The organism is Halorubellus litoreus (assembly GCF_037081675.1).
GTDB lineage: Archaea > Halobacteriota > Halobacteria > Halobacteriales > Natrialbaceae > Halorubellus > Halorubellus litoreus.
Window position 1 is genome coordinate 142,331 of record NZ_JAZAQL010000004.1, and the last position, 21,374, is coordinate 163,704.

Annotated in this window: 11 protein-coding genes; 5 read left to right on the forward strand and 6 right to left on the reverse strand. The window is 70.6% G+C overall.

What is annotated here, in order from left to right; all coding sequences use genetic code 11:
* Positions 1 to 47: 47 nt before the first annotated feature.
* Positions 48 to 683, reverse strand: a complete 636-nt coding sequence (locus tag VYJ16_RS18400) for a CAP domain-containing protein (protein ID WP_336351784.1) — start codon at positions 681 to 683, stop codon at positions 48 to 50.
* On the reverse strand, positions 680 to 1,126 hold the full coding sequence (locus VYJ16_RS18405) for a hypothetical protein (protein ID WP_336351785.1): 447 nt from the start codon (positions 1,124 to 1,126) through the stop codon (positions 680 to 682). Before VYJ16_RS18405 ends, VYJ16_RS18400 begins: the two co-directional genes overlap by 4 nt.
* Before the next feature lie 237 nt (positions 1,127 to 1,363).
* Here VYJ16_RS18405 and VYJ16_RS18410 point away from each other — a divergent pair, with 237 nt between their 5' ends.
* Positions 1,364 to 1,705: a DUF6176 family protein gene (locus VYJ16_RS18410; RefSeq protein WP_336351786.1), complete on the forward strand. Its 342-nt coding sequence runs from the start codon at positions 1,364 to 1,366 to the stop codon at positions 1,703 to 1,705.
* Positions 1,706 to 1,787: 82 nt separating this feature from the next.
* Here the strand turns inward: VYJ16_RS18410 and VYJ16_RS18415 are convergent, their stop codons facing one another.
* Positions 1,788 to 6,683, reverse strand: a complete 4,896-nt coding sequence (locus VYJ16_RS18415) for a DUF4011 domain-containing protein (RefSeq protein ID WP_336351787.1) — start codon at positions 6,681 to 6,683, stop codon at positions 1,788 to 1,790.
* Positions 6,684 to 6,914: 231 nt separating this feature from the next.
* On the opposite strand from VYJ16_RS18415, the gene VYJ16_RS18420 reads away from it, so the two are divergent.
* The 4 genes from VYJ16_RS18420 (at position 6,915) to VYJ16_RS18435 (ending at position 14,767) form a co-directional block, all read left to right on the forward strand.
* Positions 6,915 to 7,496, forward strand: coding sequence for a hypothetical protein (locus tag VYJ16_RS18420; RefSeq protein WP_336351788.1), 582 nt, complete (start codon positions 6,915 to 6,917; stop codon positions 7,494 to 7,496).
* A gap of 771 nt (positions 7,497 to 8,267) precedes the next feature.
* On the forward strand, positions 8,268 to 11,291 hold the full coding sequence (locus tag VYJ16_RS18425; RefSeq protein ID WP_336351789.1) for a hypothetical protein: 3,024 nt from the start codon (positions 8,268 to 8,270) through the stop codon (positions 11,289 to 11,291).
* A gap of 138 nt (positions 11,292 to 11,429) precedes the next feature.
* On the forward strand, positions 11,430 to 14,198 hold the full coding sequence (locus tag VYJ16_RS18430; RefSeq protein ID WP_336351790.1) for a hypothetical protein: 2,769 nt from the start codon (positions 11,430 to 11,432) through the stop codon (positions 14,196 to 14,198).
* Between the two features lie 62 nt (positions 14,199 to 14,260).
* Positions 14,261 to 14,767, forward strand: a complete 507-nt coding sequence (locus tag VYJ16_RS18435) for a hypothetical protein (protein ID WP_336351791.1) — start codon at positions 14,261 to 14,263, stop codon at positions 14,765 to 14,767.
* 27 nt (positions 14,768 to 14,794) lie between these two features.
* On the opposite strand, the gene VYJ16_RS18440 is transcribed toward VYJ16_RS18435, so the two are convergent.
* The 3 genes from VYJ16_RS18440 to VYJ16_RS18450 all read right to left on the reverse strand — a co-directional run bounded on the left by VYJ16_RS18440 (position 14,795) and on the right by VYJ16_RS18450 (position 20,954).
* Positions 14,795 to 18,142, reverse strand: a complete 3,348-nt coding sequence (locus VYJ16_RS18440; protein ID WP_336351792.1) for a hypothetical protein — start codon at positions 18,140 to 18,142, stop codon at positions 14,795 to 14,797.
* Between the two features lie 312 nt (positions 18,143 to 18,454).
* Positions 18,455 to 19,381: an ADP-ribosylglycohydrolase family protein gene (locus tag VYJ16_RS18445; RefSeq protein WP_336351793.1), complete on the reverse strand. Its 927-nt coding sequence runs from the start codon at positions 19,379 to 19,381 to the stop codon at positions 18,455 to 18,457.
* Positions 19,382 to 19,757: 376 nt separating this feature from the next.
* On the reverse strand, positions 19,758 to 20,954 hold the full coding sequence (locus VYJ16_RS18450) for a Cdc6/Cdc18 family protein (RefSeq protein WP_336351794.1): 1,197 nt from the start codon (positions 20,952 to 20,954) through the stop codon (positions 19,758 to 19,760).
* Positions 20,955 to 21,374: the final 420 nt, after the last annotated feature.

Below are 21,374 nucleotides of genomic sequence, written 5' to 3' on the forward strand. Positions count from 1 at the left end.
GGCGGTGGCCGAATCGGCCTCCGGAAGATTGGTGCGGCGACGAGTTGTTACGCGACGTTCTGGGTGGCGAGGACGGCGCCGTCGGTGGCGTAGTCGACGCCGATGCCCTCGACGCGCCAGTCGGGTTCGAGGAGGTTCTCGCGGTGGCCGGGCGAGTCGAGCCAGCCTTCGACGATCTCGCGAGCGATGACGGTGGCGTCGTCGAGGTCGTCCGGGTAGTGCTTGGCGACGTTCTCGCCGCATTGCCGCCAGTCGTAGCCCGCGCGGTCGTACCGGTCGGTGAGCGTACGTCCGTCGGGAGTCTCGTGGCCGGAGAAGTCGGCGTCGACCATGTGCGTGCTGTGACTGCGGGCGATGGTCGCGAGGTGCGGGTCGGCGTCGAGCGCGTCCAGGCCGTGGCTGCGGCGGGCGTGGTTCGTGGCGTCGTGGATGGCTGCTTCGAGGGCTCGTCGGGAGACGCTCGGGCTGAAGTCGACGGGCATCGCGCGTGCTTCGACGGTGACGTCGCCGCCGCAGTCCCCGCACGTGGTGGCTGGGCGGATGGGTGCGCCGCAGCGACTGCACTCGTGGTCGCCGTCGACGACGACGACGAGCCCGTCGCACGTCCGGTGGTCGTGGTGCGAGCGGCGACTGACGCGCCCGCAGTCTACACAGGTATGCACGGGCGTCAGGACGCTCGTCATTCGTCATCACGGCCGAAGGGGCCGGCGCGAATCGCTTCGACGACGGGCCGCGCGACCTTGCGGGCGCTGTCTCCCACCGCGTCGGCCCGCTGTCGGGTCGCGTCCGCGGCGCGCTCCAGTTCGTATCGTGCGCGCAGGAGCGACAGGTCACCGCGGGGCTGGAGGTCCTCCACCGAATCGGCGTCGACCGTCTGGAAGCCGTCGACGAGTGACTTGCCCGGGGTGCTTGGGCCAGTCAGAAGGATGGTGTCGTCGTCGCCCCGGAACGGGTGTCCGGCGACGTGGTCGGGGCCCGTGTGCGCCCGGAGCCAGCGCCGGCACCGGCGTGCGGCCGTCCGCCAGTAGTGACGCGCGTACAACAGCGGAAGCAGTGGGGTGGGGTGGTCCGCTCTCGAGGGCGGCTCGTCGAACGTCGACAGCTCGTACTGTCTGTGTGAATCCATACCCCGACCGTCGAGCCACAGCTACCTAAGGACGCACGCCGTCTTACAGCGAGCGTAAGCAACGTCGACTCGACATTGCGAGCGGTCGTGGTCGACGCACGGACGCCACCACGGAATCTGTCCGGCGCGTTACCCGTCGAATTCACGGGCGGACCTGAACCTCGCGGTGACACACTTTCCGCGTCCCCCGGAAACTGGAGGGGAGTTATTACGTGCAGTGACGATTGGTGGAGGACGATGACGGAAGTCCAACTGGCTAGATGTGAGGTTCGTTCGGGGAAGGAGGACCGGATTCGTGACTGGTACGAGACGCTCGCCAACGATCGGTTCAGCGAGACGGCAGCATCGCTGGTCAGCGAGGGGACGCTCACCGAGTCGGCCTTCCTCCAACAGAACGAGGGCGGCGCGTCCTACCTCTACGTCCTGATGGAGTGGACGGACTCCGACGACGCGCCCCCATCGGCCGACGAGACGCTGGCTATCGTCGAAGAGCATCACGACGTCCTGGCGGAAACCCTGGTCGGTGAGGACTGGGAGGAGCTAGAGCCCCTCGGCCACATGGTCAACCCCGAGCGGTGACCGCGTCTCCCGCACAGCTGTTGCAGTGGGGGAAGTTGTCGAGACGGGATGCGGTCGACGGGCACGAAGGGACGAGGGTCGGCTACTGGTAGATGTTCGCTTCGAGTCGTTCGTCGACGTCGACGTCGTGGACGGCTTCCACCCGGTCGCCGGTGCTGGTGGCGGCGTCGTGGTCGAGGAGGTGGTCGATGGCGTCCTCGAGGTGGTCCTCGATGCGGGCGCCGACGCGCTCGTAGCCGAAGCGGCGTGCGGCCTCGAGGACGAGGTCGTCGCGGGTCATGGCGCCGCCGTTGGCGAGGAGGACGTAGCACGCCTTCGCGAGTTCGGCGCGCGGGACCTCGGTTATCTCGCGGCGTGCGTCGCTGTCGGGGTCGGCGTCGTCGTGGTCGCGGAGCGGGAGGTCGGCGGCGTCGCGGGGCGGCCAGAGGAAGCCGTCGTGGACGTGGAGGTGGCCGGCGTCGGCCACGGACTGGGCCTGAGCTTCCAGGCGCTCGCGGAGGCGGGGGTCGAGGCGGTCGGCGTCCAGCGCCTCCGCCAGGGTGCGGTACGCGGCCGTCTCGCTGATGGGGCCGGCGTCGGCGACGACTGCGAGGAGGCCGCGCTGGACCTCTCGCGGCGGGACGCCGTCGTCGTCCCCGTCGAGGTCCGGGACCGTCGGTGGTTCGTAGGTCGCGAACGGGTCGCCGCCGTCGGACTGCACGACCTGCGCGTCACCGTCCGCGTCGGCGGCGTCGGGGGTTTCGGCGTCGGTGCCTGGGGCGGTCCGGTCGCGGTCGCTGGGCGGATGGGTGAGCGTCGACGCCGTCGCGGTCTCGTGCTCGGCGTCGGCGTCCCCGTGGACGCGCTCCCTGATGCGGTCGAGTTCTCGCTGGGGGTCGGTCGCCCACGCCTGCGCCCAGACGCGGTGGACGGCCCAGTCGCGGTCCGCGAGGACGAGCTGGCGGAGGCGCTCGCGGTCCCGCGTCGCGTCGGCGTGGCGCGCGGCGGCGCCGTCGAGTTCGACGCCGAGCGCGTACCGCTCCGGGTCGTCGGGGTCGCGGACGGCCATGTCGAGGACGTACCCCGCGGTCCCGAGGTCGACGTCGACGTCGAACCCGGCGTCGGTGAGCGTCTCGTAGACGTCCCGCGCTAGCGGCGAGTCGAACGACTCGGCGTCCTGACACGGAGAGTGGGCGTCCCCGTCGATGTCGCTCGCGCGGGCGTCGGACTCCGTCTCGCTCGCGGCCGGGGTGTCGATTGTCGGGTCGTGGTCGCGGACGTGTGCGAGGTAGCGCTTGAAGTCGGCGACGCCGCGGTGCGTGACGCCGGTGACGTCGACGTCCTCGGGCTGGAGCGAGGAGACGACGGTGACCTGGCGGCGGGCGCGCGTGATGGCGACGTTGAGGCGGCGGTGGCCGCCGCTGTCGTTCAGCGGCCCGAAGTTCGCGGTCACCTCGCCGTCGGCGTCGGGCCCGTAGCCGACGCTGAAGACGATGCGGTCGCGCTCGTCGCCCTGCACGACCTCGAGGCTCTTGACGAAGAACCCCTCCTGGACGTCGTCGCGGTCGACGAACGCGTCGAGCGCCGGGTCCTCGGGGCGGCGGTCGGCGAGCGCGTCGCGGATAGCGCGCTCCTGGGCGCGACTGAACGCGACCACGCCGAGGCTCTCCTCGGGGCGCTCGTCGGCGTGGGCGGCGACGACGTCGACGACGCGCTCGGCCTCGCGCTCGTTCCGACGGGTGTCGCCGCGGTCGTAGACGCCGTCCTCGACGTACTCGAACGCGAGCCCCGTGGTCGGGTCGCCGGGCGCCGGCGTGGGGAACGTGCGGAGGCGACTGTCGTAGTAGCGGTCGTTCGAGAACGCGACCAGGGACGGGTCGGCGCTCCGGTAGTGCCACGTGAGGTAGTGCTCGGGGAGGACGGCCGCGGCCTCGTCGAGGACGCTCTCCAGGTCGGTGCGGCCGCCGGCGTCGTCGACGACGTCGGTGTCGAAGAACGACGTCGGCGGGAGCTGGTTCGCGTCGCCGGCGACGATGACCTGGTCGGCGCGGACGAGCGCGCTCGCGGCCTTCGCGGGCGGTATCTGGCTCGCCTCGTCGAAGACGACCGCGTCGAACTCGATGGCGTCCAGTGCGAGCGACTCCGCGACGGTGCGCGGACTCATCATGAAGCACGGCTTGAGCTGCTGGACGACCTCGCCGGCGTCCGCGAACAGTTCGCGGAGCGGGCGCTGGTGGTGGCTCTTCCCGATCTCGCGCTTGAGGACGACCTGCGCGGCGCTGTCGGCGTGCTCGAGTTCGACGCTCGGACGCCGGCTCGTGACGGCGTGGCGGACGGCCGCGGCGTCGTGCTCGCGGAGCGCGGCGTCGCGCTCGCGGAACGTCGCGAGGTGGTGCGCGTACGTCTCGGCGTTGAACGCGTCGATGTCCGTTGCGTCGTAGAGCGCGTTCAGCCACTGGCGGTAGAACTCGCGTTCGAACGCGCTCGCGACGTGCTCGGGGTCGTGGCCGGCGTCGAGGAAGGCGTCGAGGTAGTCGCCAGCCAAGGTGTCGGCGACGCGTTCGCGAGCGTCCTGGAACGCGACCCAGTCCCGGAGGCGGTCGAGGTTCGCGCGGAGCGACTCGAGGACCTCGCGCTGAGCGGCCCACGACGCCTGGGGGAACGCGGTGCCGTCGGCGTCGAGGGCGTCCAGCGCGACGAACGACGCGAGTTCGTCGCGCGCGCGCTGGAAGCGTTCACGCTCAACGGTGAGTTCGAAGCGGAGGTCGTCGGCTGCAGGGATTGCATCGTCGTCGAGCCAGCCGTCGGCGCGCTCGGGGTCGACGACGCCGGTGTCCGCGAGCGTTCGCACCCAGTCCGCGACGCCCTGGAGGCGCTCCCAGTCCACGGCTCCCTGCACGCGCTCGACGTCCACGCGCCCCCAGCCCAGTTCCGTGTCCTCGCCATCGCCGTCCACGAAGGGCGTGAGGTAACGGGCGTCCACGTCGACCTCGGCGATGGTGTCCTCGGCGGCCTGCAGCGCGCGGAGGCGGCGGGCGTCCTCGCGGAGCGCGTCGAGGTCGGGGTCGTAGCCGTCGCGCGCGTGACTGACGAGCCGGCGCTTCAGGCGCCGGTAGCTCGGCCGGACGAATCGGAACAGCCCGTACGCGCTGAGGGCCTCGTGGAGTTCGCGGCCGTCCTCGTCGAAGATGCTGGACGCGTATCGCTCGCGGAGATGGGACTCGTGCTCGGCGCGCTCGATGGCGGCGGCGGCGAGTCGCCCGACGGGACCGTCGGGCGCGTGGAACGCGGGGTCGAGGAGGTCGTCGGGGAGCGAGTCGACCGGGGCCGCCGCGAGTCGGTCGAGCGCGCGTTCGACGTCCTCGATCGCGCTCGCGTCGCGGAGGTCGACGCCGAGGGTCGAGGAGAGTCGGTCGGCGAGGTCGCGCATGGCGTCGACGGCGGTGAGCTGGGCGTCGATGGCGTCGGCGACGCGCTCGCGGGTGTCGACGCGCCACTCGTCGACGGTCGTCGCCCGCCACGGGTGCGAGTCGTGGTCCGCGATGGCGTCCTCGAACGCGGCGAGTTCGCGGAGGGCGGCGATGGCGTCGTCGACCGCCGTCTGCCCGACCGCGAGCGGGTCGTCGACGTCGACGTCGACCCTGGGTTCGTCGCGGCCGGCGGCGACGATGCCCAGCGCCTCGTACGGCGTCACCGCGAACCCATCGGGTGGCGTCGTCAGGCGGTCCGCGTGCGCGTCGAGCGTCTCCGCCGCATCGTCTCGGCGCTCCCGGCACGCCTCCCGGGCCGCGGGCGGATCAGTGTGGTCAGCGCGGAGTTCGCGGCCGAGCGCGTCCAGGACGTTCGACTTGGTGGCGTGCTGGCCGTGAGCCTCGAGGCAGAACCGCCCGAGGCCGACCTCGTCGAGCCGCGACTTCACGACCCCCAGCGCCGCTTGCTTCTCGCTGACGAACAGGACGCGTTCGCCCCGCGCCAGCTTCGCCGCGACGACGTTCGCGATCGTCTGGCTCTTGCCCGTCCCCGGCGGACCCTGGAGAACGAAGCTCTCGCCGTCGAGGGCCGCGTCGATGGCCGCTTGCTGGCTCGGGTCCGCCTCCAGTACCTGCGTGGGCGAGTCGTCGGCGTCGCCAGTCGCTCGCTCGCCGCGCCCTGGGTCGGCCTGGAGGGCGTCGAGGGCGTCGGTGTCGCCGGCGATGGCGCGGACGAGCGGGTCGCTCGCGATGGCGTCGCGGTTCCGGTCGAGGTCCTCGTAGAGGCTGACCGTCGCGAAGTCGAAGATGCAGACCGCGAGTTCGCGCGAGACCGTCCAGTCGGGGAACGAGTCCGCGATGGCGGCGACCGCGTCGAAGGCGGCTTCGAGGTCGTCGACGGCGACGTCGCCGTCGCCGGGGAGGTCGAGGTCGCGTTCTGCCTGGACCTTCCGGCGGAGCGCGGGGTTGACGACGAGCGGGTCGCCGTCGTACGCCACGACGTGCGCGTGGACGTCCTCGGCCGTCGCCGGACGGTGCTCGAGTTCGACCGGCAGGAGGAACAGCGGCGACTCGTAGGGGTCGTCGTCGCCGGGCTCGGTCCACGCGAGGCGGCCGACGGAGAGGAACAGCGTGTCCGCGCCGCGCTCGCGGAGGTACTGGCGGTGATAGCGCGCGATGGATTCGAGCGACTCGGTCGCCACCTCGGGCGCCCGGGCCGCGACCGCCGCCCCCGCGTCCACGCTCCCGTCGTCGGCGGACCCGCGCGCGACCGCCGGGTCCGTCCGTGCCGTCTCTGGCGGGTCGTCGGTCGTCGCTTTCCCGAGTTCGACCGCGCCCGTCTTGCGGAGACGGTCGACGACGGGCCCGGCAGCCGCCGCGAGCGGGAGCGACTTCGTCTTCGTCGGCGAGAAGTCAACGAGCGCGTTCCGGCGCGTCAAATCCAGGAGTTGCTCCTGCCACCCCTCGACGACGGATTCCACGTCCGCGTTCGACTTCACGTCGACGTCCTCGGAAGCGTCCGCGGTCATTCCGCCACCGCCTCCGAGCCGGTGTCGGGTCGCGATTCCTCCGCCGGTCGACTGTCGAGCGTCGCGAGCGTCATCTCACCCGAAGGTCGCACGGCCAGCCTTTAGGTGGCGTTCGCGACGCACAACTCCTGTAACGGCCCGCTGCGGGTAGCCGCCGCGACCCGCTACACGCCCTGTAGGCACGCTCAGGGCCCTATCCCGCTAGCGGCCGACCGTCCTCGTGAGTCACTCATGCACGAGAGACCACGTGATTCGGCGTTCTACGAGACGATCATCGAACACCTCGTCGACGACTGCCCGTGGGTCGCCGTCGACGGCGAGATCAGGCCGAGCGAGGTCGCCGCGACCGCGGCCGACCCCACGACCGTCGCCGAACTCCAGTTGACGCACCTCTACACCGACGCGGAACTGTACTGCAAGCTCCCGGACCCGGGCGAGGGCGCGGCCGCGCACCTCGTCCTCTACCAGGGATTGGACCGCGCCATCGACGGCCGCGGCGACGCGAGCGACGACGGGTTCGTCGAAGCGCTCGCCACCGCCCACGAGACCATCGCCAGCGTTCACGCGAGCGAGTACGTCACGCCCGCCGCCGACCCCACCGTCGTCCTCGAAGCCCACGTCCCCCACAGCTACACCGAGGGGAAACTGTACTCGATGATGACCGCCATCACGGCCACCGCACTCCGCGTACAACGCCTTCACGGCGACCTCAGGGCGACCGTGAACGCCGTCTCGAACGTCGAGTCCGACGGCGGCCACCGGCGCTCACCCCTGGCCTTTGAATCCAGCGTCGGGTCGGCGTGCCAACGGTAGCTTCGCCACACACCCAGTCCTCCACACGCGGATGCGCACCGACCTGGCGGCCATCGAGGTCGCGACCGACCAGTGCGAGACGGTTCCGCTTCGGCGACGCCTGGACGAGACCTGAAGCAGGGCGTTCGAACCGTCGACTGACTCCATCACCACCACGAATGGGAGTCGCACTCCAGACGGCTTCGTTCCCTTCGAACCGAACCTCTGCACCGATTTGTAACGAGTGTTTGCAACAGCTGTTACAAACGCAGCTCTGTGAGATATGTCGAATTCGTCGCGCCGTCGAAGCCACTCGCCAAGGGGTCGTCGACGAGAATCGGCTCGCGGGGGCCGGCCGGTGTCGCTGGCGGGTGCCAGCGTCCCCGCGAGCGCGAGCCAGCGAGTGTCACCGTGGTGTCGGCTGGGACAGCGTGCCGGCCGGCGTGTCAGTGCTGCCGTGGCGGGCGGTTCGTCGCCGACCCGGTCGGCCACGAGCCCCATTCCCCCTACCGTGGGCGACCGGGCGGCGCAGCGAGCGGTGCATGGGTCGTCGGTCCGTCCGACCACCCACTCGAAACGAGGAGAGCGTTCGCAAAAGAACGACGCCGGCGTCCACGGGACGTGTAGTCGGCTGGGGTGGGAAAGGTCGGCGACCAGCACGCTGAAGCGGCGGGCTCGCGTGCGTCAGGACAACGAGATGCATCGACTCCCACCCTACCGGGTCGGTATGCGGCCTCGCGACTGCGGGGCGCTCGTGGTAGCCACCGTCCTAGCCGTCTGGAGGCGAGCAGGATGAGGGCGTTCGATGCGTCCGCCGTGGGAGACGTCGCCGGCATCGACCTCCCGGTCGACGACGAGGTCCGGGAGCTGGCGGCGACGATAGACGCCGGGGTCTCGACGTCGAGCGCGGTCGGCGAGCAGTTCGAGGTCATCCAGGCAGCGACGGATCTCTGGGGGCGTGCGACGGAGGCGCCGGCGAGCGTCCGAGCGGTCGCGCCGACGCTCGAACGCGCGCTCAGAGCGCCCGAGCGCGGCGGCGGTGACGCCACCGTGACGGACCTCTACGTGTCCGGGGTTCGCGAGCGGCGCCGCGAGACCGTTTCAGCGACGCTGGAGTCGATCGCTGGGCCCGCGCTCGTTCGCGGGTACGAGGCGAGCGAGTACTCGCTGCGCGAGTCGGTCGGTGCGCTGGGTGAGACGCTGGTGGCGACGACCACGCCCGTCGTCCGCAAGCAGTGTCTGCGGACGCTCGCCGCGGTCGCTCGTGCGCGACCGGGCGTCGTCCGGTCGGGGCTGGACGCGGACGCGGTCCGGGTCGCCGTCGAGTGGCTGCACGCCAACGAGGACGCCATGCAGTGGGAAGCGACCGCCGTCGCGGAGCTCCTCGTCGTCGCGCTGCCGACGCACCCGTCGGTCTGGGACGCGGCGCCGGTCCCGGTTGTCCTCGAGCGGTTGCTCGAGCACGAGGCGGCGGTCCCGCGAGCGCTCGCCCAGGTCCTGCGGTCTCGTGCACCCGAGGGCGTCGACGTCGCGTCGAACGAATCGACGGACCGTCAGTCGTTCCCGGCGCTCCGACGACTCGCCGTCACTGACTCGCTCGACGAAGAGAGCGAGCGTCGCGAGCACCTGCGAGCGCTCGGTCGCTGCATCGCACTCGCCCCGGACCTCGTCCCGAACCCACCCGGAGCGCTCGTCGAGCGCGTCCGCATGGCGCCGCGAGAGGACCGCGCGGTGGCGGCGACCGCGCTCGCCGAGGTCGTCGCGCACTCCCGGACAGACGAAAGGCGAGTGGAAGCGACGCTGGTCGACCGGATTCGCGCGGCCGAGGACGACGCCAGGGACCGTCGCGTGCGAGCGCTAGGCGAGGTCGCCGTCGCGTGTCCCGAGCGCCTCGAGTGGGTCCCGGACCGGTTCCGCGAGCGCGTTGGCGCGGCTCCGGTGCCCTCTCGGAGCGCGGTGCGAGCAGTCGGCGAGACCGTGGTCGCTGCGAGCGACGGCGAGCGCGTTCTCGACGCGCTCCGTCGCCGCGTTCGGACCGAGACCGGTCCAGCGGCAGAGCGAGCAACGACCGCACTCGGCGAGTGGGTCGCGCACGTCCCCGGCGTGGTCGACGCCCCGGTCGAATCGCTTGCCTCGACCGTCCGGGATGCGAGCGAGGACGAGCGCGTGGATGCGGCCGCGGTCCTCGGTGCGTCCGCGGTCGTCGCGATCGACGGCCTGGCCGTTCGCGAGGTCGTCGACGGTTCGGAGTCGGTCCGCGCGGCACGCGTTCGCGGCGAGCGCGCCCTCGCTGGAGGCGTCGATGCCGTCGAGTTGGACGCGGAAACGAGGGCGCGCGTTCGTGGGTTGCGTGGCCGCCAGCGGCGGTATGCGACGCGAGCGCTCGGCGTGGCGACCGGGTCGGGACCCGCTACTGGCGGGTCGGTGACGAGTGCGCTCCGTGAGGCGGTGACAACGAGTCCGTTCACCGACCGTCCGACTCGGCTCCGGCTCCTCGGCGAGTGGGTCGCCGCGACCCGAACCGGCGACCGAGGTGACGGACGAGCGACCGGCGCGCTCGCGGAACGCGTTCGCGAGACGACCGGACGGGACCGCGAGCGCGCCGCTCGCGCCCTCGGCCTGGCGACGATGGAGTGCGATAGCGACGGAGGCGGGGGCTACGAGGGCGTCGTGGCCGAGGTCGTCGCGAGGCTGACGGTCCGCGACGAGGCACGGTCCGCGACGCGTCGCGCAGTCGAGCGTGCGACGGTCGCGGGGACGGCGACCCGGGAATCGCTTCCGTCGGGTGTGCCCGCGGGCGACCGCGACTGGTCGGTTCGCGCGCTCGGTGAACTGGTCGCGGTCGCGCCGGGGTCGACGCCGTCCGGCGCTGCGTCCCTCGCCGAGACCGTCGCAGCGGCTGCTGGGTGGGACCGCCAGAGTGCGGCGCGCGCACTCGGCGTGGCGGTCCTCCTCGACGCGCACGGCGCGGCGGGCATCAACGCGTGGACGCGAGACGGGCTCGCCGCGGCCGTACCGGACCGCGGCGCGCTGATGTACGTCCTCGGCGAGGTCGCCGCCGTCCACCCCGAGCAATTCCCGGGGGTTCCGGACGCGTTCGTCGCGAGCGTCCGCGACGCAACCGAGGACGTACGGACGACGACGGCGCGCGCGCTCGGCGAGTACGTCTGTCAGCCCACGCTGAGCGAGCCGAGTTCGGCGCGGGCACTCGGAGCGGCCGCGGCAGCCGCGTCGGGAGACACTCGAGAGACGCTGACGTGCGCACTCGGCGAGACCCTCGTTGCGGTCCCAGAGGTGAACGCGGACGTCCCTGCATCGCTCGTCGACGCCGTCGCGGCCCCAGTCGACCAGGACCGGCGGGCGCTCGCACGTCTCCTCGGCGAACTCGCCGTCAGCGACGACCCCTGCGACGTTCTCGAGCGCATGGCCCCCACCAGCGAAGACGACCACGTGTTCGAGCGCGCACGCCGCAGCCGCATGACCCGAGCGCTCGCCGCCACGGACGCGATCGACGTCGACGACCTCCTCGGCGCCGTCCCCGTCGCCGCCCTCCTGTCCGTCGACGGCCCCACGGGAGCCGGGGAGGGCTTCCAGAACGACGACGTGCCCTTCGACCCCACGTCACCGATACGGAATCCCCTCCTCGGCGCGCTCACCGCGACCCTCGAACGCGACGGGACGGCCGCACCGGACGACCTCTCCCGTCGACTCGACGCCTGGCTACGCGACGCGACCGACGCGGCCCCCACCGCCAGACTCCACGCGATGGCCGCCCGCAGCACGCTCGACACCACCGCCGCCGGCACCGACCCGTAGCACGAGCACGTCCCGTGTCGGAGACGGCCGAGTTCTCGCGAGCCGCTACACTGATTGGGACCCGGAGAGTCGAGCCGACCGAAGGCTTCGGTCGCGGGCGCGCGTCGCCGTCCCCAGACCGAGGTCGCCACCCCTCGTATGTCCGACGCGAACGACCGGGCGGCGGACGTCCGTGATTCCGTCGCCGCGCTCGAGACGCGCCTGCGCGCCGACCCCGGGAGCGTCGTCTCCACCGTCATCGAGCGTCGCGAAGCCGTCGGCGAACTCCGCTCGCTCGTCCGGTCGACGGACGTCACCGTCCACGACCCGGAGCCGCTCGCTCCCGAGACCGTCGGGTCGCTCGTCGACGCGCTCGTCGACGCGTTCGAGCACGCCCACGCCGTCCAGACCGGGTCGCGAGCGACCGCACTGTTCAACGTCACGACGCACGCACGCGACCTCCAGACCGACGTGCTGGCGACGCTTGCCCGCCTGCTCGACGTCTCCGCGGATGGTGCGCCGCCGATGCCCCGTGTCGACGGCGGGTCGCGGCCGCCGGCACTCGCCGGCGAGGCCGACGGGCGTCGTCGACTCGAAGCGCTCGCGGCGGCCGGTGCGAGCGCCCTGTCGGCACCACCGTCACACGACGCCGTCAAGCCCGCGATATCCCTGCTCGGTGCGGTGAGCGTCCTCGACCCGGCAGCTGTCGGGTCGCGCGAGGACGTCGCCTCCGTCGCCCCCACGCTCGCGGGTGGCTTCCGGGCGACCGACGCGACCAACGTCCGCCTCCCAATCCTCCGCGCGCTCCACGCCGTCTGCGAGCACCACCACCCCGGAGTGCCGGCGCGACCGGACCTCGTGAACGTGGTCGACACCGCGCGAGCGGCCGACGACCACGTCGTGCGCGCCGGCGGCCTCGCCCTCGCAACCACGCTCGAAGGACGGCCAGGGTCCGACGCGACCCAGACGGCGACCGGGACAGTGACCGTCGAGGACGGCGACGTCGCGGCGTTCCTCGACGCGGTCGTTGCAGGCGTGGACGCCAGCGGGCCGCCGCTCCGCTACGCGGCGCTCGTCGAAGCGATCGACAGCGGCGTCGTCGCGAGCGTCGACGAGCGCAGCTTCCAACGCCTGGTCGACGTCGTCGCAGCGGACGAGGAGCTGGTCGACATCGGCGGCCCCGTCCCCATCCCCGTCGACTCGTTCGAGGAGCTCCGCGAGCAGGCGGTCGCCGCCATCGACCACCTCGTCGACGCCGACTGCGTCCCGTCGTCGACGACCGTCGACGCCGCCGAGGTCGTAGGCGCGCTCGCGGCCCGCGACCGCGGGCACGAGACGTACGCACGAGCGCTCGCTCGACTGGCAGAAGCCGACCTCGTCGAGCCGGACCCCCAGCGGCTCGCGGCCGCCGTCAGGTCGCTGACCGACGACACCCACCTCCGGCTCCTCTCGACGACCGCGCTCCGCCGGCTCGTCGACGCCGACCTCGCGGCCAGACGCGACGTCATCCGGCTGCGCGACCGACTCGTCGAGGCGATCGCGACCGAGCGGAGTCACTGGGCCGCCGAGGCCCTCGGCGAGCTCGCCGCAGACTTCCCCGCCGTCGACGTCAGCGACCCGCTTCCGGTGGCGTCGCTCGTCGCCGACGTCCGCGCAGTGTCCGGGTCGAAGTCGGTGCTCGCCGCGAAGACGCTCACGGTCCTCGTCGACGCCGGCGTCCGCACCGAGGCGATAGACGTCTCCCTGCGGACGCTCCGACGCGCCGCTCGCGCGCCCGAGATGGGCGACACGGGCGCCGTCCGGTCGCTGCTCGAGACGCTCGCCGACGAAGGGCTCGCGCCCACGCTCCCCGACGCGGTCCGCAGGCAGTACGCGTTCCTCGTCCGCAAGGACCCCGGACTGACGCCCGATGACGGCCTCCGAGCCATCGAAGCCAGCGCCAGCGAGGTCACCGGGACGACCGAGGGCCTCGAGGAGGTGGCGAATGCGGCCGCGGCGGTCGTTCCCCGGGCGAGTGCCGACGCGTGCCGGCACGCTGCCGCTATCGTCGTCGCGTGTATGCCCCCGGCGGCAGACGGCGTCGACCTTTCGGGCGTCGTCGAGTCACTCGCCGCCGCGGTCCCGGCACTGGGTCCGAGCGCTCGCAATCATCAGTACGAACTCCTGGTCGACCTTCTGGAAGCCGGGGCCAGCGGCGTCGATGCGATTCCAGTGTCGGCGGTCGTGCGGGACGTGCGCGAGCGGACCATCGCGGACGATACCGCCGTCGACCTGCTCGCCGTCCTCGTCGCCCGGCAGGCGAGCGAGGTGTCGGGGTCGCGCCTGGAGTCGACGCTGTGGTTCGCGCTCGAGGAGGTGACCGGGGGCGCCGACCAGGCCGTCGAGGCGCTCGTCGAACTCGCCAGGCAGGACGCCGTGCCAGCGGCGCGCGTCGCGAAGGGGTTTACCGCGGCCGTCCGAGCGGACGACCGCCGGCCGGCGAGTGGCATCGTCCGGCATCGAGCGCTGGGCGGCCTCGGCGTCCTCGCGACGACCGGCGAGCTGTCGACCGCGCCATCCGCCTTGCGGACGACGCTCGTCGCCACGTTCCTCGAACACGGCCGCGACTCGATGGCTGGCGTCCTGGAGACCCTTGTCGAATCGAACGCCTTCCCGCCGGCCGACCTCGCCGCTCGACTTGCTCATCGCGCGCCCGCGACGCGAGCGCTGACCGCGCCGTCCTGGTTGGACTCGCCAACGCCCGGGACGCTCGCCCTCCTCGAAACGGCGACCGCACGGGACCCGGACGCCTTCCAGCGGTACGCGCCAGCACTCAGACGGCTCCTCCGCGGTGACGCGCTCGACCCCTCCGAGCGGGTCACCGTCATCCGTATCCTGCAACGGCTCACCGCGACCGCCAGCAACCCACGAACCGCCACCCCCATATAAACAGAGAGTTCAGAGCGGTGGGCAACGACCGATCGGTGATGGTGGCACCACACTGTCGAGATATGGCAGCAAGCCAGGATGCGGACGGCGAGGACAGCACCGACATCGAGAACGCGGCGGACGCCAACGGCGACGAGGACGGCGGGTTCGACGTCAAGGCGCTGCTCGACGCGCAGTTCGAGGCCATCGAGGAAGACGGCGAGCAGATCGTGGAGCTCGTGAAGGCGGCGCACTTCCGCCTCGGCGTCGACGGCGACACGAGCGAGGAGGTCCAGGGTGCGCTCCGCGCGCTCATGCAGGAGATTATGAGCGAGCACGACGAGGTGTCGACCGCGGAGGTCGTGGACGCGATGTGGTCCGAGCTCCTGTACATCAGCAGCAAGCTCCAGGAGGACCCCGAGGAGAACGAGGCCGCCGGCGACCGCGAGGCCGACGCCGACGCGGACGGCGAAGGCGACGGCGACGAGCAGGCGAGCCTCGACGACATCGCGGCGATGGCCACCGGCGACGACGAGGGCGACGGCGAGGTCGGCGAGTCCGGCGCCAGCCACGACCCCGCGTTCCAGTAGCGAGGGTCGCGCGCCCCCTCGGCCGCCTCACTTCTCGTTCTGCGCGACCGCGGTCGTCGGGAGCGACGCGAGTGCGTCGACCGCGGTGACGCGCGTATCTGCTGGGTGGTCGCTGGACGTTGCGAGCGCGTCCCGGATATCCGTACGGACCGCGGCGACCGCCGTCGCGTCACCGGGGTCGCGTGCGGTCGCGAGTGCCTCGAGCAGGGTCGCGTCGAGGCCTCCCGCGTCGTCGCGAAGGCGCGTGCGTCGACCGGTGTTCTCGGTCGACGCGCTGTCCACGGTGAGTGCCTCGACGAGTGCTCGTGCGGGTAGGACGCCGGCCTCGGCGGCATCGGCGACGATCCGTGCAACGGCCGTACCAGAGTGGCCGTTCGGCGGCGCCTCGATTCCCTCGAGGAGATCCTCGGCCAGCGCCGTCGGGTCTCGAGCGGCGACAGCGACGCCGAGACCCCAGGCCCCCAGGCTTCGCTCGTGTTCGCTCTCGGACCGAACCCGGGCGGCGAGTGTCGGTATCGCGAACGCGTCGTCCACGGCGTCCGTCACGGCAGCGGCGGTCCCGAGTGCGCGAGCCGCGAGCCTGCCATCGGACGCGCCACCCGACCGGACCGCGTCCCGTAGTCGAGACTCGAGTCTGGATGGGACGCCTTCGTCGCCGGTCGTGGCGGCGATAGCGAGGCCGAGCGCTTCCGCTGCCAGCGGGCCACGCGAATCGTCCCGCCCCACGAGGTCCACGAGCGCGGCCGCCAGGCCGTTACTGGACTCCGCTGTGGTCCTGATCGAGTCCGTGAGTGCGACGCGATCGCCGAGGGCGCGTCCAATCAGCGCTCGTTCCACGCCGACGTTCGCATGGATGCTCCTGACGAGTACCGCCGTCCTCTCGGGTCGACGACGGAGGTCGGCGAATATCATTGCCGCGCTGACTCGTGTACTCGGGTCCGTCGGCGCCGTGACGCCGTCGACTAGCGACGGCGAGACCGGTGGGTTCGGGTGGTCGTCGATAGCAGCGAGCGTCTCCGCGAGGGCCTTTCCGGACCGGATCTTTTCCATGTCAGTTGCGGACGTGACGCGACCGCAGAGTGCGTCGACGACGTCGACCGATGGGTCGTCGCGTTCGGCGAGCACCGCTTCGCCCACCGCGCGAACACACGACGTCCGCTGTGTCCCCGTCCTTCTGCGAGCGTGCGCTACCAGCCACGACGGTGGGGTCTGGGTTCCCAACAGCGTCGGCGGAGCGGAGAGGACGAGTTCCCCGAGCGCCCTGACACTGCGTGCCCTGTCGAGGTCGGTACTCGCCGCCGCCAGGTCTTCGAACACGTCCACGAGATTCACCGAATCATCGCCGCGAGCGAGCGCCTCGCCGAGAGCTCGAGTCAGCCGACGTCGCCGCGACCCGGACGCCTCGGCCGCTCGCTCTCGGAGCGCCACCGAGTCCTGACGCGTCCGACCGCGGGTTGCGGTAGCCTTCGGCGCGTCGGCCGCAATCGCTGTTTCGGCGAGCGACCGCGCCGTGCGGTCGCGGTCTATCCCCGCCGCGCGCCGAACCCGGGCGGCGAGCGCATCGTAGATCGCCGGGGTTTCCGGCGACGCACCCCCGAGGAGTGCCTCACCGAGCACCCGCGCTGCGCGACGCCGGCTCTCGTCGCCGGCATTGCGAACGCGCTCGGCCAGCGTTCCGGGACCCACCTCGCGGTCGGGCGCGAGGTCGACGATTGCGATGCCGAGCGCACGACACACCGCATCTCGCTCGGACTCCGGGACGTTCCCGAGTGCGTCCGAGACCGCCGAGACTGCCGCTGCGTCGGCGTCCGTGCCAGCGACCAACGGGCCGACCTCGTCGTCGACGCTATCCAGGGGTTCGCCGGACGTGGGATTCCCGCGACGTGAGCCGTCGGGGACCCCGGTCGAGTCGGCGACCGTCCAGAGGGCGCGGGCGGCCCGGTCGCGTGGCGTGCTGCTCGTCGCGTCCCTGACGCGCCGGCCGAGTGCGGCGGTGAGCGACCGCTCGGTCGTCTCGTAGCCGGTGGCTATCGCCTCGCCGAGAACCTGCATCGCGTGGTCGCGGTCCGCGCCCGTAGCGCGCTCGACGCGATCGACCAGGCGTCTTGGGACAGATGCGTCGATGCGACCGGGTGCGACCACGGCGATGGCGCCGAGCGCTTGCGCGGACTGCACGTACTCGACGCCCGTGGTGTGAGCGACCCGGTCGGCGAGCGATTCGACGCCGACCGTCGGCGATAGCGATGCAGCGAGTGCCTCGCCGAGCGCTCTTGCAGCACGCTCGCGCTCGCTGTCGTCCGACGCGCGGACGCGAGCCACCAGTTCGAGCGGGAGTTCCGCCGCAGGTTCCTCGGCGTCGGCGCCACCGTTCGCGTGCCTGACGGCCGTCGCGACGTCACCGTGGCCAACGACCGCAGCGGCTTCACCGACCGCTCGCGCGTACCGTTCGCGTTCGGTTCCGACGCTGTCCTGGACCACCGCTGCGAACTCCTCGAGCGAATCCATCCGTGCGCTCAGGCCGTCCGCGTGTCCCTCACTCGCGTCCGAATCCTTCCGTGGAGCGACCGTCCGTTTGGCCGCGAGTTCGTAGGTGACGTATCCAGTCATGCGAACGGACGCAGCCGGTGTCGGGGCGGAGGCATCGAGGCGTCCGCGAACGCGATTCACACGTTCCGCGTTCGGGTCGTGTGCGATGACCGCGAACGCGAGCGACAAGGTGGCGGTCTTGGGCTCCGACGGGGTCGACGCCAGGCAGTCGTCGAGGAGCGCACGCACGGTGTCGTCGAGGGCGTGCGCGTCAGCGAGCCCCTCGATGACGGTCTCGGGGCGTGCCATCGCCACGCTCCCAAGCGCCTCGACCACTGTGTCGTGGTATCGGTCGTGACGTCTCTCACGGAGTACCAGTGCGAGCGTCTCGACTATGGATTCCAGCGGCCGCCCAGCAGCCTCGTAGGCCGTCGCTAGTTTGGGGTCGCTCACGGCGCCGACCGCGTCCAGTGCAGTGGCGAGCGTCCGCTCGGCGACGTCCGCGAGCAGCAGCGACTCGACCGTCGCTCCCTCGCGGTCCATCGCCTCGCGAACGACCGCCAGAACGCACGGCGCCAACCGACGCGCAGCCGCCGGCGCCTCGGTCGCGAGGTCGCACACCCGCTCGCACGCTTCGCATGTTTGGATGACCTCCCGGAACCCAACTGCCGACCCCGAGAGCAGCCCGTCGCTAGCGAGACGGGCCGCAAGTTCATCGACGTCGACCGTCGAACCCGAGTCGGCCTCGCCACCGGACGAGTCGGTCGAGCCGAGTTCCTCGCGACCCGCTGGTGGGTCGCCGCACGCGGGCCGGTCGCTCAAATCGAGCGGGTCACTGGAGTACGTCATGCGTATCGTCGCCGGAGAGTGCGCGCGCTCGTACTGCTTTCTCCGGGCGCCGTCGTCTTAACCGTTCGACCGGGAGTCCGCCACCCCGGAGCCCGCCACGGGCGAGGGCGTTCGCTCTGGTCGAGTGTGCGCTCGTCGCGACGTCCACCGACGACACGCAGTGTAGCTCGACGCCGGTTCTTGAGTCCCGAAGGCGCTACAAGGGGTACAATGAGAGACCCTTCGGAGCGTCAAGGGCGAGGACTCCGACTCGCGGGCGGTGGCGCGTGATGGGCGAGCGCGAGGCGGTCAGTGGCGAGAACTCAAAGACTGTTAGGCGAGTGCGTGGAGGTCGTCGGCGAGCGCTTCGAGTTCCTCGCGTTCGTCGATGGCGCTCAGCCAGCGGTCGGGGAGGTCGCTGGCGCCGAAGCGAGCGCCGGCGACGGCGCCGGCGATGGCGCCGATGGTGTCCGCGTCGCCGCCGCGGTTGACCGCGACGACGATCGCGTCCCGCGCGCTAACGGCCGTGAGCGCGTCGTGGAGTGCCGTCTGGAGCGAGTGCACGACGTACCCCGACGACTCCAGCGAACTCGGGCGCTCGCCCGCGGCGATAGGTTCCAACGCGTCGACGAGCTCGGTCGGGGCGTCGTCGACCGCGTCGAGCGCGTCCCGGAGTGCCCGTGCGGGGTCGTCGACCGCGGATTCTGTGTCTTCGAGGAGGCCGGCGATGGTGTGGTTCAGGATGGCGGCCCCGGCCGTGCATCGTGGGTCGGCGTGCGTGATCTGCGAGGACTGCCGGCTGACCTCGGCGAGCCGGTCGCGGTCCGCGGCGTACGGGATGGCGAGCGGCGGGCACCGCATCACGCTCCCGTTCCCCGCGTTCTGCCCCTCGGCGCTCGCCTCCCACACTCGCTGCCCGGCCTCCTCCCACGCGTCGCCGTCCCGGAGGCGGCGGAGCGACCGCGCCGTCATCCGCCCGACGTCGAACGGCCCCGCTTCGTACCACTCGACGAACCGCGCCGCGACGTCCGCCGGCTCGAACCCGCCTTCCGCGACGACACTCCGCGCGATGCACAACGCCTGATCCGTATCGTCCGTGATCGTGCCAGCCGGCTGATTCCACGTCCCGTGCCCGACCATCTCGTCCAAGTGGCCGTACTCGGCGCTGATCGCAGTCGGTGAGGAGAACTCGACCGGACGACCGAGCGCGTCCCCACACGCCAACCCCAGCAGTACGCCGCGTGCAGCGTCGCGATTCATACCACCAGCGACACCGAGCAACCCCAAAAACACGGGGGATGCCTACACTCGTCGTGACCGGCCGTCGGTCGCGTGACCGAATCGTCGGTGACGGGACAACCGCCGTCCAGAATCGGTCGATCGTCCGGCAGGGGAGGAGTAGTCAGAGATTCGTCCCTCAGGGGGTCGTCCGGCAGGGGGGTCGTCCGTCAGGGGGGTCGTCCGGCAGGGGTCGTCCGTCTGCGGGTCGTCTGTCAGGACGTCTCCCAGTGGAGGACGTTCCGGACGTCCGTGGATAGGCAGCGCGAACTGCTTGGGGTCAAGGTCCGAGGGACTCGATGTGCCCCGCCTGTAGAGACCGCCATCGGCCACTGAGAGAACGCGATCGACAGGCGTCTTAAAACGTGGTGGCGAAGAGCTCGTCGCAAGTGCCGAAGACGACGTCGGGAGTCATGTCGAGTTCGTATTCGTGATAGACGCCGCCGCCTCGCCCCTCGTTGACCTGATTCTGGGTGAGGAATCCGAGCATTGTGAGATCGCTGAGGTGGTTCTGGACGCTCTTGAGCGTGGAGAGAGGTTCCTGCTCGCGATCGACGGCCACCTCCTGGTAGACCGACATCACTTCTTTCGAACGGGCTGGTGTGTCGCCGCGGTTTTCGATGCGCGCCATGGCTTCGAGGACGAGCTGGGCGTGCGTGGATTGGTCGGATATCTTGTCTTTCAGGCGGCCGCGTCGGACGGCGTCGCGGGCGGCGTCGATATGGTGTTCGGTGACAGTGGAGTCGTCGTTACGCTCGGCGATCTCGCCGCCCTTGCGAAGGAGGTCAAGGGCTTGGCGGGCGCTGCCGTTGTCTTTGGCGGCGAGGGCTGCTGCTAGCCGGATAGCGGATTCGTCGAAGCCGTCGTCGACGAGTGCTTTTTCGGCGCGGTCGCGGAGGATATTCTGGAGTTCGTTGGCGGTGTACGTGGAGAAGGCAATCTCGTCTTCGTTGAGGGCGTCGCGGACCTTCGAGGAGAGGCGGTCGCGGAACTTGTAGTTGTTCGAGATTCCGATGATACCGATTCGGGCGTCTTCGAGGTCGCCTTTGGCGCGAGCGCGAGGGATGTCGTAGAGGAGGGTGTTCGCGTCTTCGAGGTGGTCCAGTTCGTCGAAGACGACGAGATGAGTGCCGCCGACGCGTTCGAGTTGGCTGTAGAACTCTTCGAGGGCGTCGCTGGTGGAGAGACCACGTTTGGGGAAGTCGGCGGCGTGTGCTGGGAGCAGTTGGTTGACGAGAGCACGGACTGTGGAGAAGACGGTTTCTCCGTTGCAATTGAATCGGTGAACGTGGACGTCAGAGGTTTCGTCCCGAGTTTCGGCTTCGGCTTGCAGCTCGTTGAGAACGTACGTTGTGACGGCTGTCTTGCCGACCCCGGCTTTGCCGTAGAGCATGACGTTAGTGGGGTTTCGACCGAATAGGACGTCTTTGAGAGTGTGTTTGTACTGACCGATTTCGTCGTCGCGTTCGAGGATCTCGTCGGGCTGGTATTCCTCGGCGAGGACGTCCTTGTCGTCGAAGATGGTATCGTCGATGTCTTCGAAGAGACTGCCCATCGGTTGTTTGGTTTTCAGACCAATACCACTTAAAGATTGGTTTCTTCTGTTTCTTCTGTTCTAGTGAAAGTGCTAGTGAGAGAGAGTACGTTTCGTCTGTTAAGTCGTGATAGGGGGGGACAAAAGCTCCAATAATAGTGTATTGCCGCTACCCAAAAGCATATCATTTAGTTAACTTCGAACAGACGAAATGCACTCTCTGTGGCATGATACGCAAGACCAATATTGTCACCACAACAGACGAAACGCACTCTCTCCAACCATTCCCTCCACTCCGATTCCGAGAACAGACGAAATCCACCCTCACTCTCCACCAACCCACCCCATCCTACAAACAAGAACAGACGAAACGTACTCTCTCTCACCAAACTCGAATGGAAGCCTCCACGATACGAACCACGGTCCACTACTCGATCATCC

What these genes read in the sequence shown, in the direction of transcription:
- VYJ16_RS18415 (WP_336351787.1), bottom strand. Translation starts at nt 6,683, where the DNA reads ATGACCGCGGACGCTTCCGAGGACGTCGACGTGAAGTCGAACGCGGAC.
- VYJ16_RS18445 (WP_336351793.1), bottom strand. Translation starts at nt 19,381, where the DNA reads ATGAATCGCGACGCTGCACGCGGCGTACTGCTGGGGTTGGCGTGTGGG.
- VYJ16_RS18450 (WP_336351794.1), bottom strand. Translation starts at nt 20,954, where the DNA reads ATGGGCAGTCTCTTCGAAGACATCGACGATACCATCTTCGACGACAAG.
- VYJ16_RS18425 (WP_336351789.1), top strand. Translation starts at nt 8,268, where the DNA reads ATGAGGGCGTTCGATGCGTCCGCCGTGGGAGACGTCGCCGGCATCGAC.
- VYJ16_RS18405 (WP_336351785.1), bottom strand. Translation starts at nt 1,126, where the DNA reads ATGGATTCACACAGACAGTACGAGCTGTCGACGTTCGACGAGCCGCCC.
- VYJ16_RS18400 (WP_336351784.1), bottom strand. Translation starts at nt 683, where the DNA reads ATGACGAGCGTCCTGACGCCCGTGCATACCTGTGTAGACTGCGGGCGC.
- VYJ16_RS18420 (WP_336351788.1), top strand. Translation starts at nt 6,915, where the DNA reads ATGCACGAGAGACCACGTGATTCGGCGTTCTACGAGACGATCATCGAA.
- VYJ16_RS18435 (WP_336351791.1), top strand. Translation starts at nt 14,261, where the DNA reads ATGGCAGCAAGCCAGGATGCGGACGGCGAGGACAGCACCGACATCGAG.
- VYJ16_RS18430 (WP_336351790.1), top strand. Translation starts at nt 11,430, where the DNA reads ATGTCCGACGCGAACGACCGGGCGGCGGACGTCCGTGATTCCGTCGCC.
- VYJ16_RS18410 (WP_336351786.1), top strand. Translation starts at nt 1,364, where the DNA reads ATGACGGAAGTCCAACTGGCTAGATGTGAGGTTCGTTCGGGGAAGGAG.
- VYJ16_RS18440 (WP_336351792.1), bottom strand. Translation starts at nt 18,142, where the DNA reads ATGACGTACTCCAGTGACCCGCTCGATTTGAGCGACCGGCCCGCGTGC.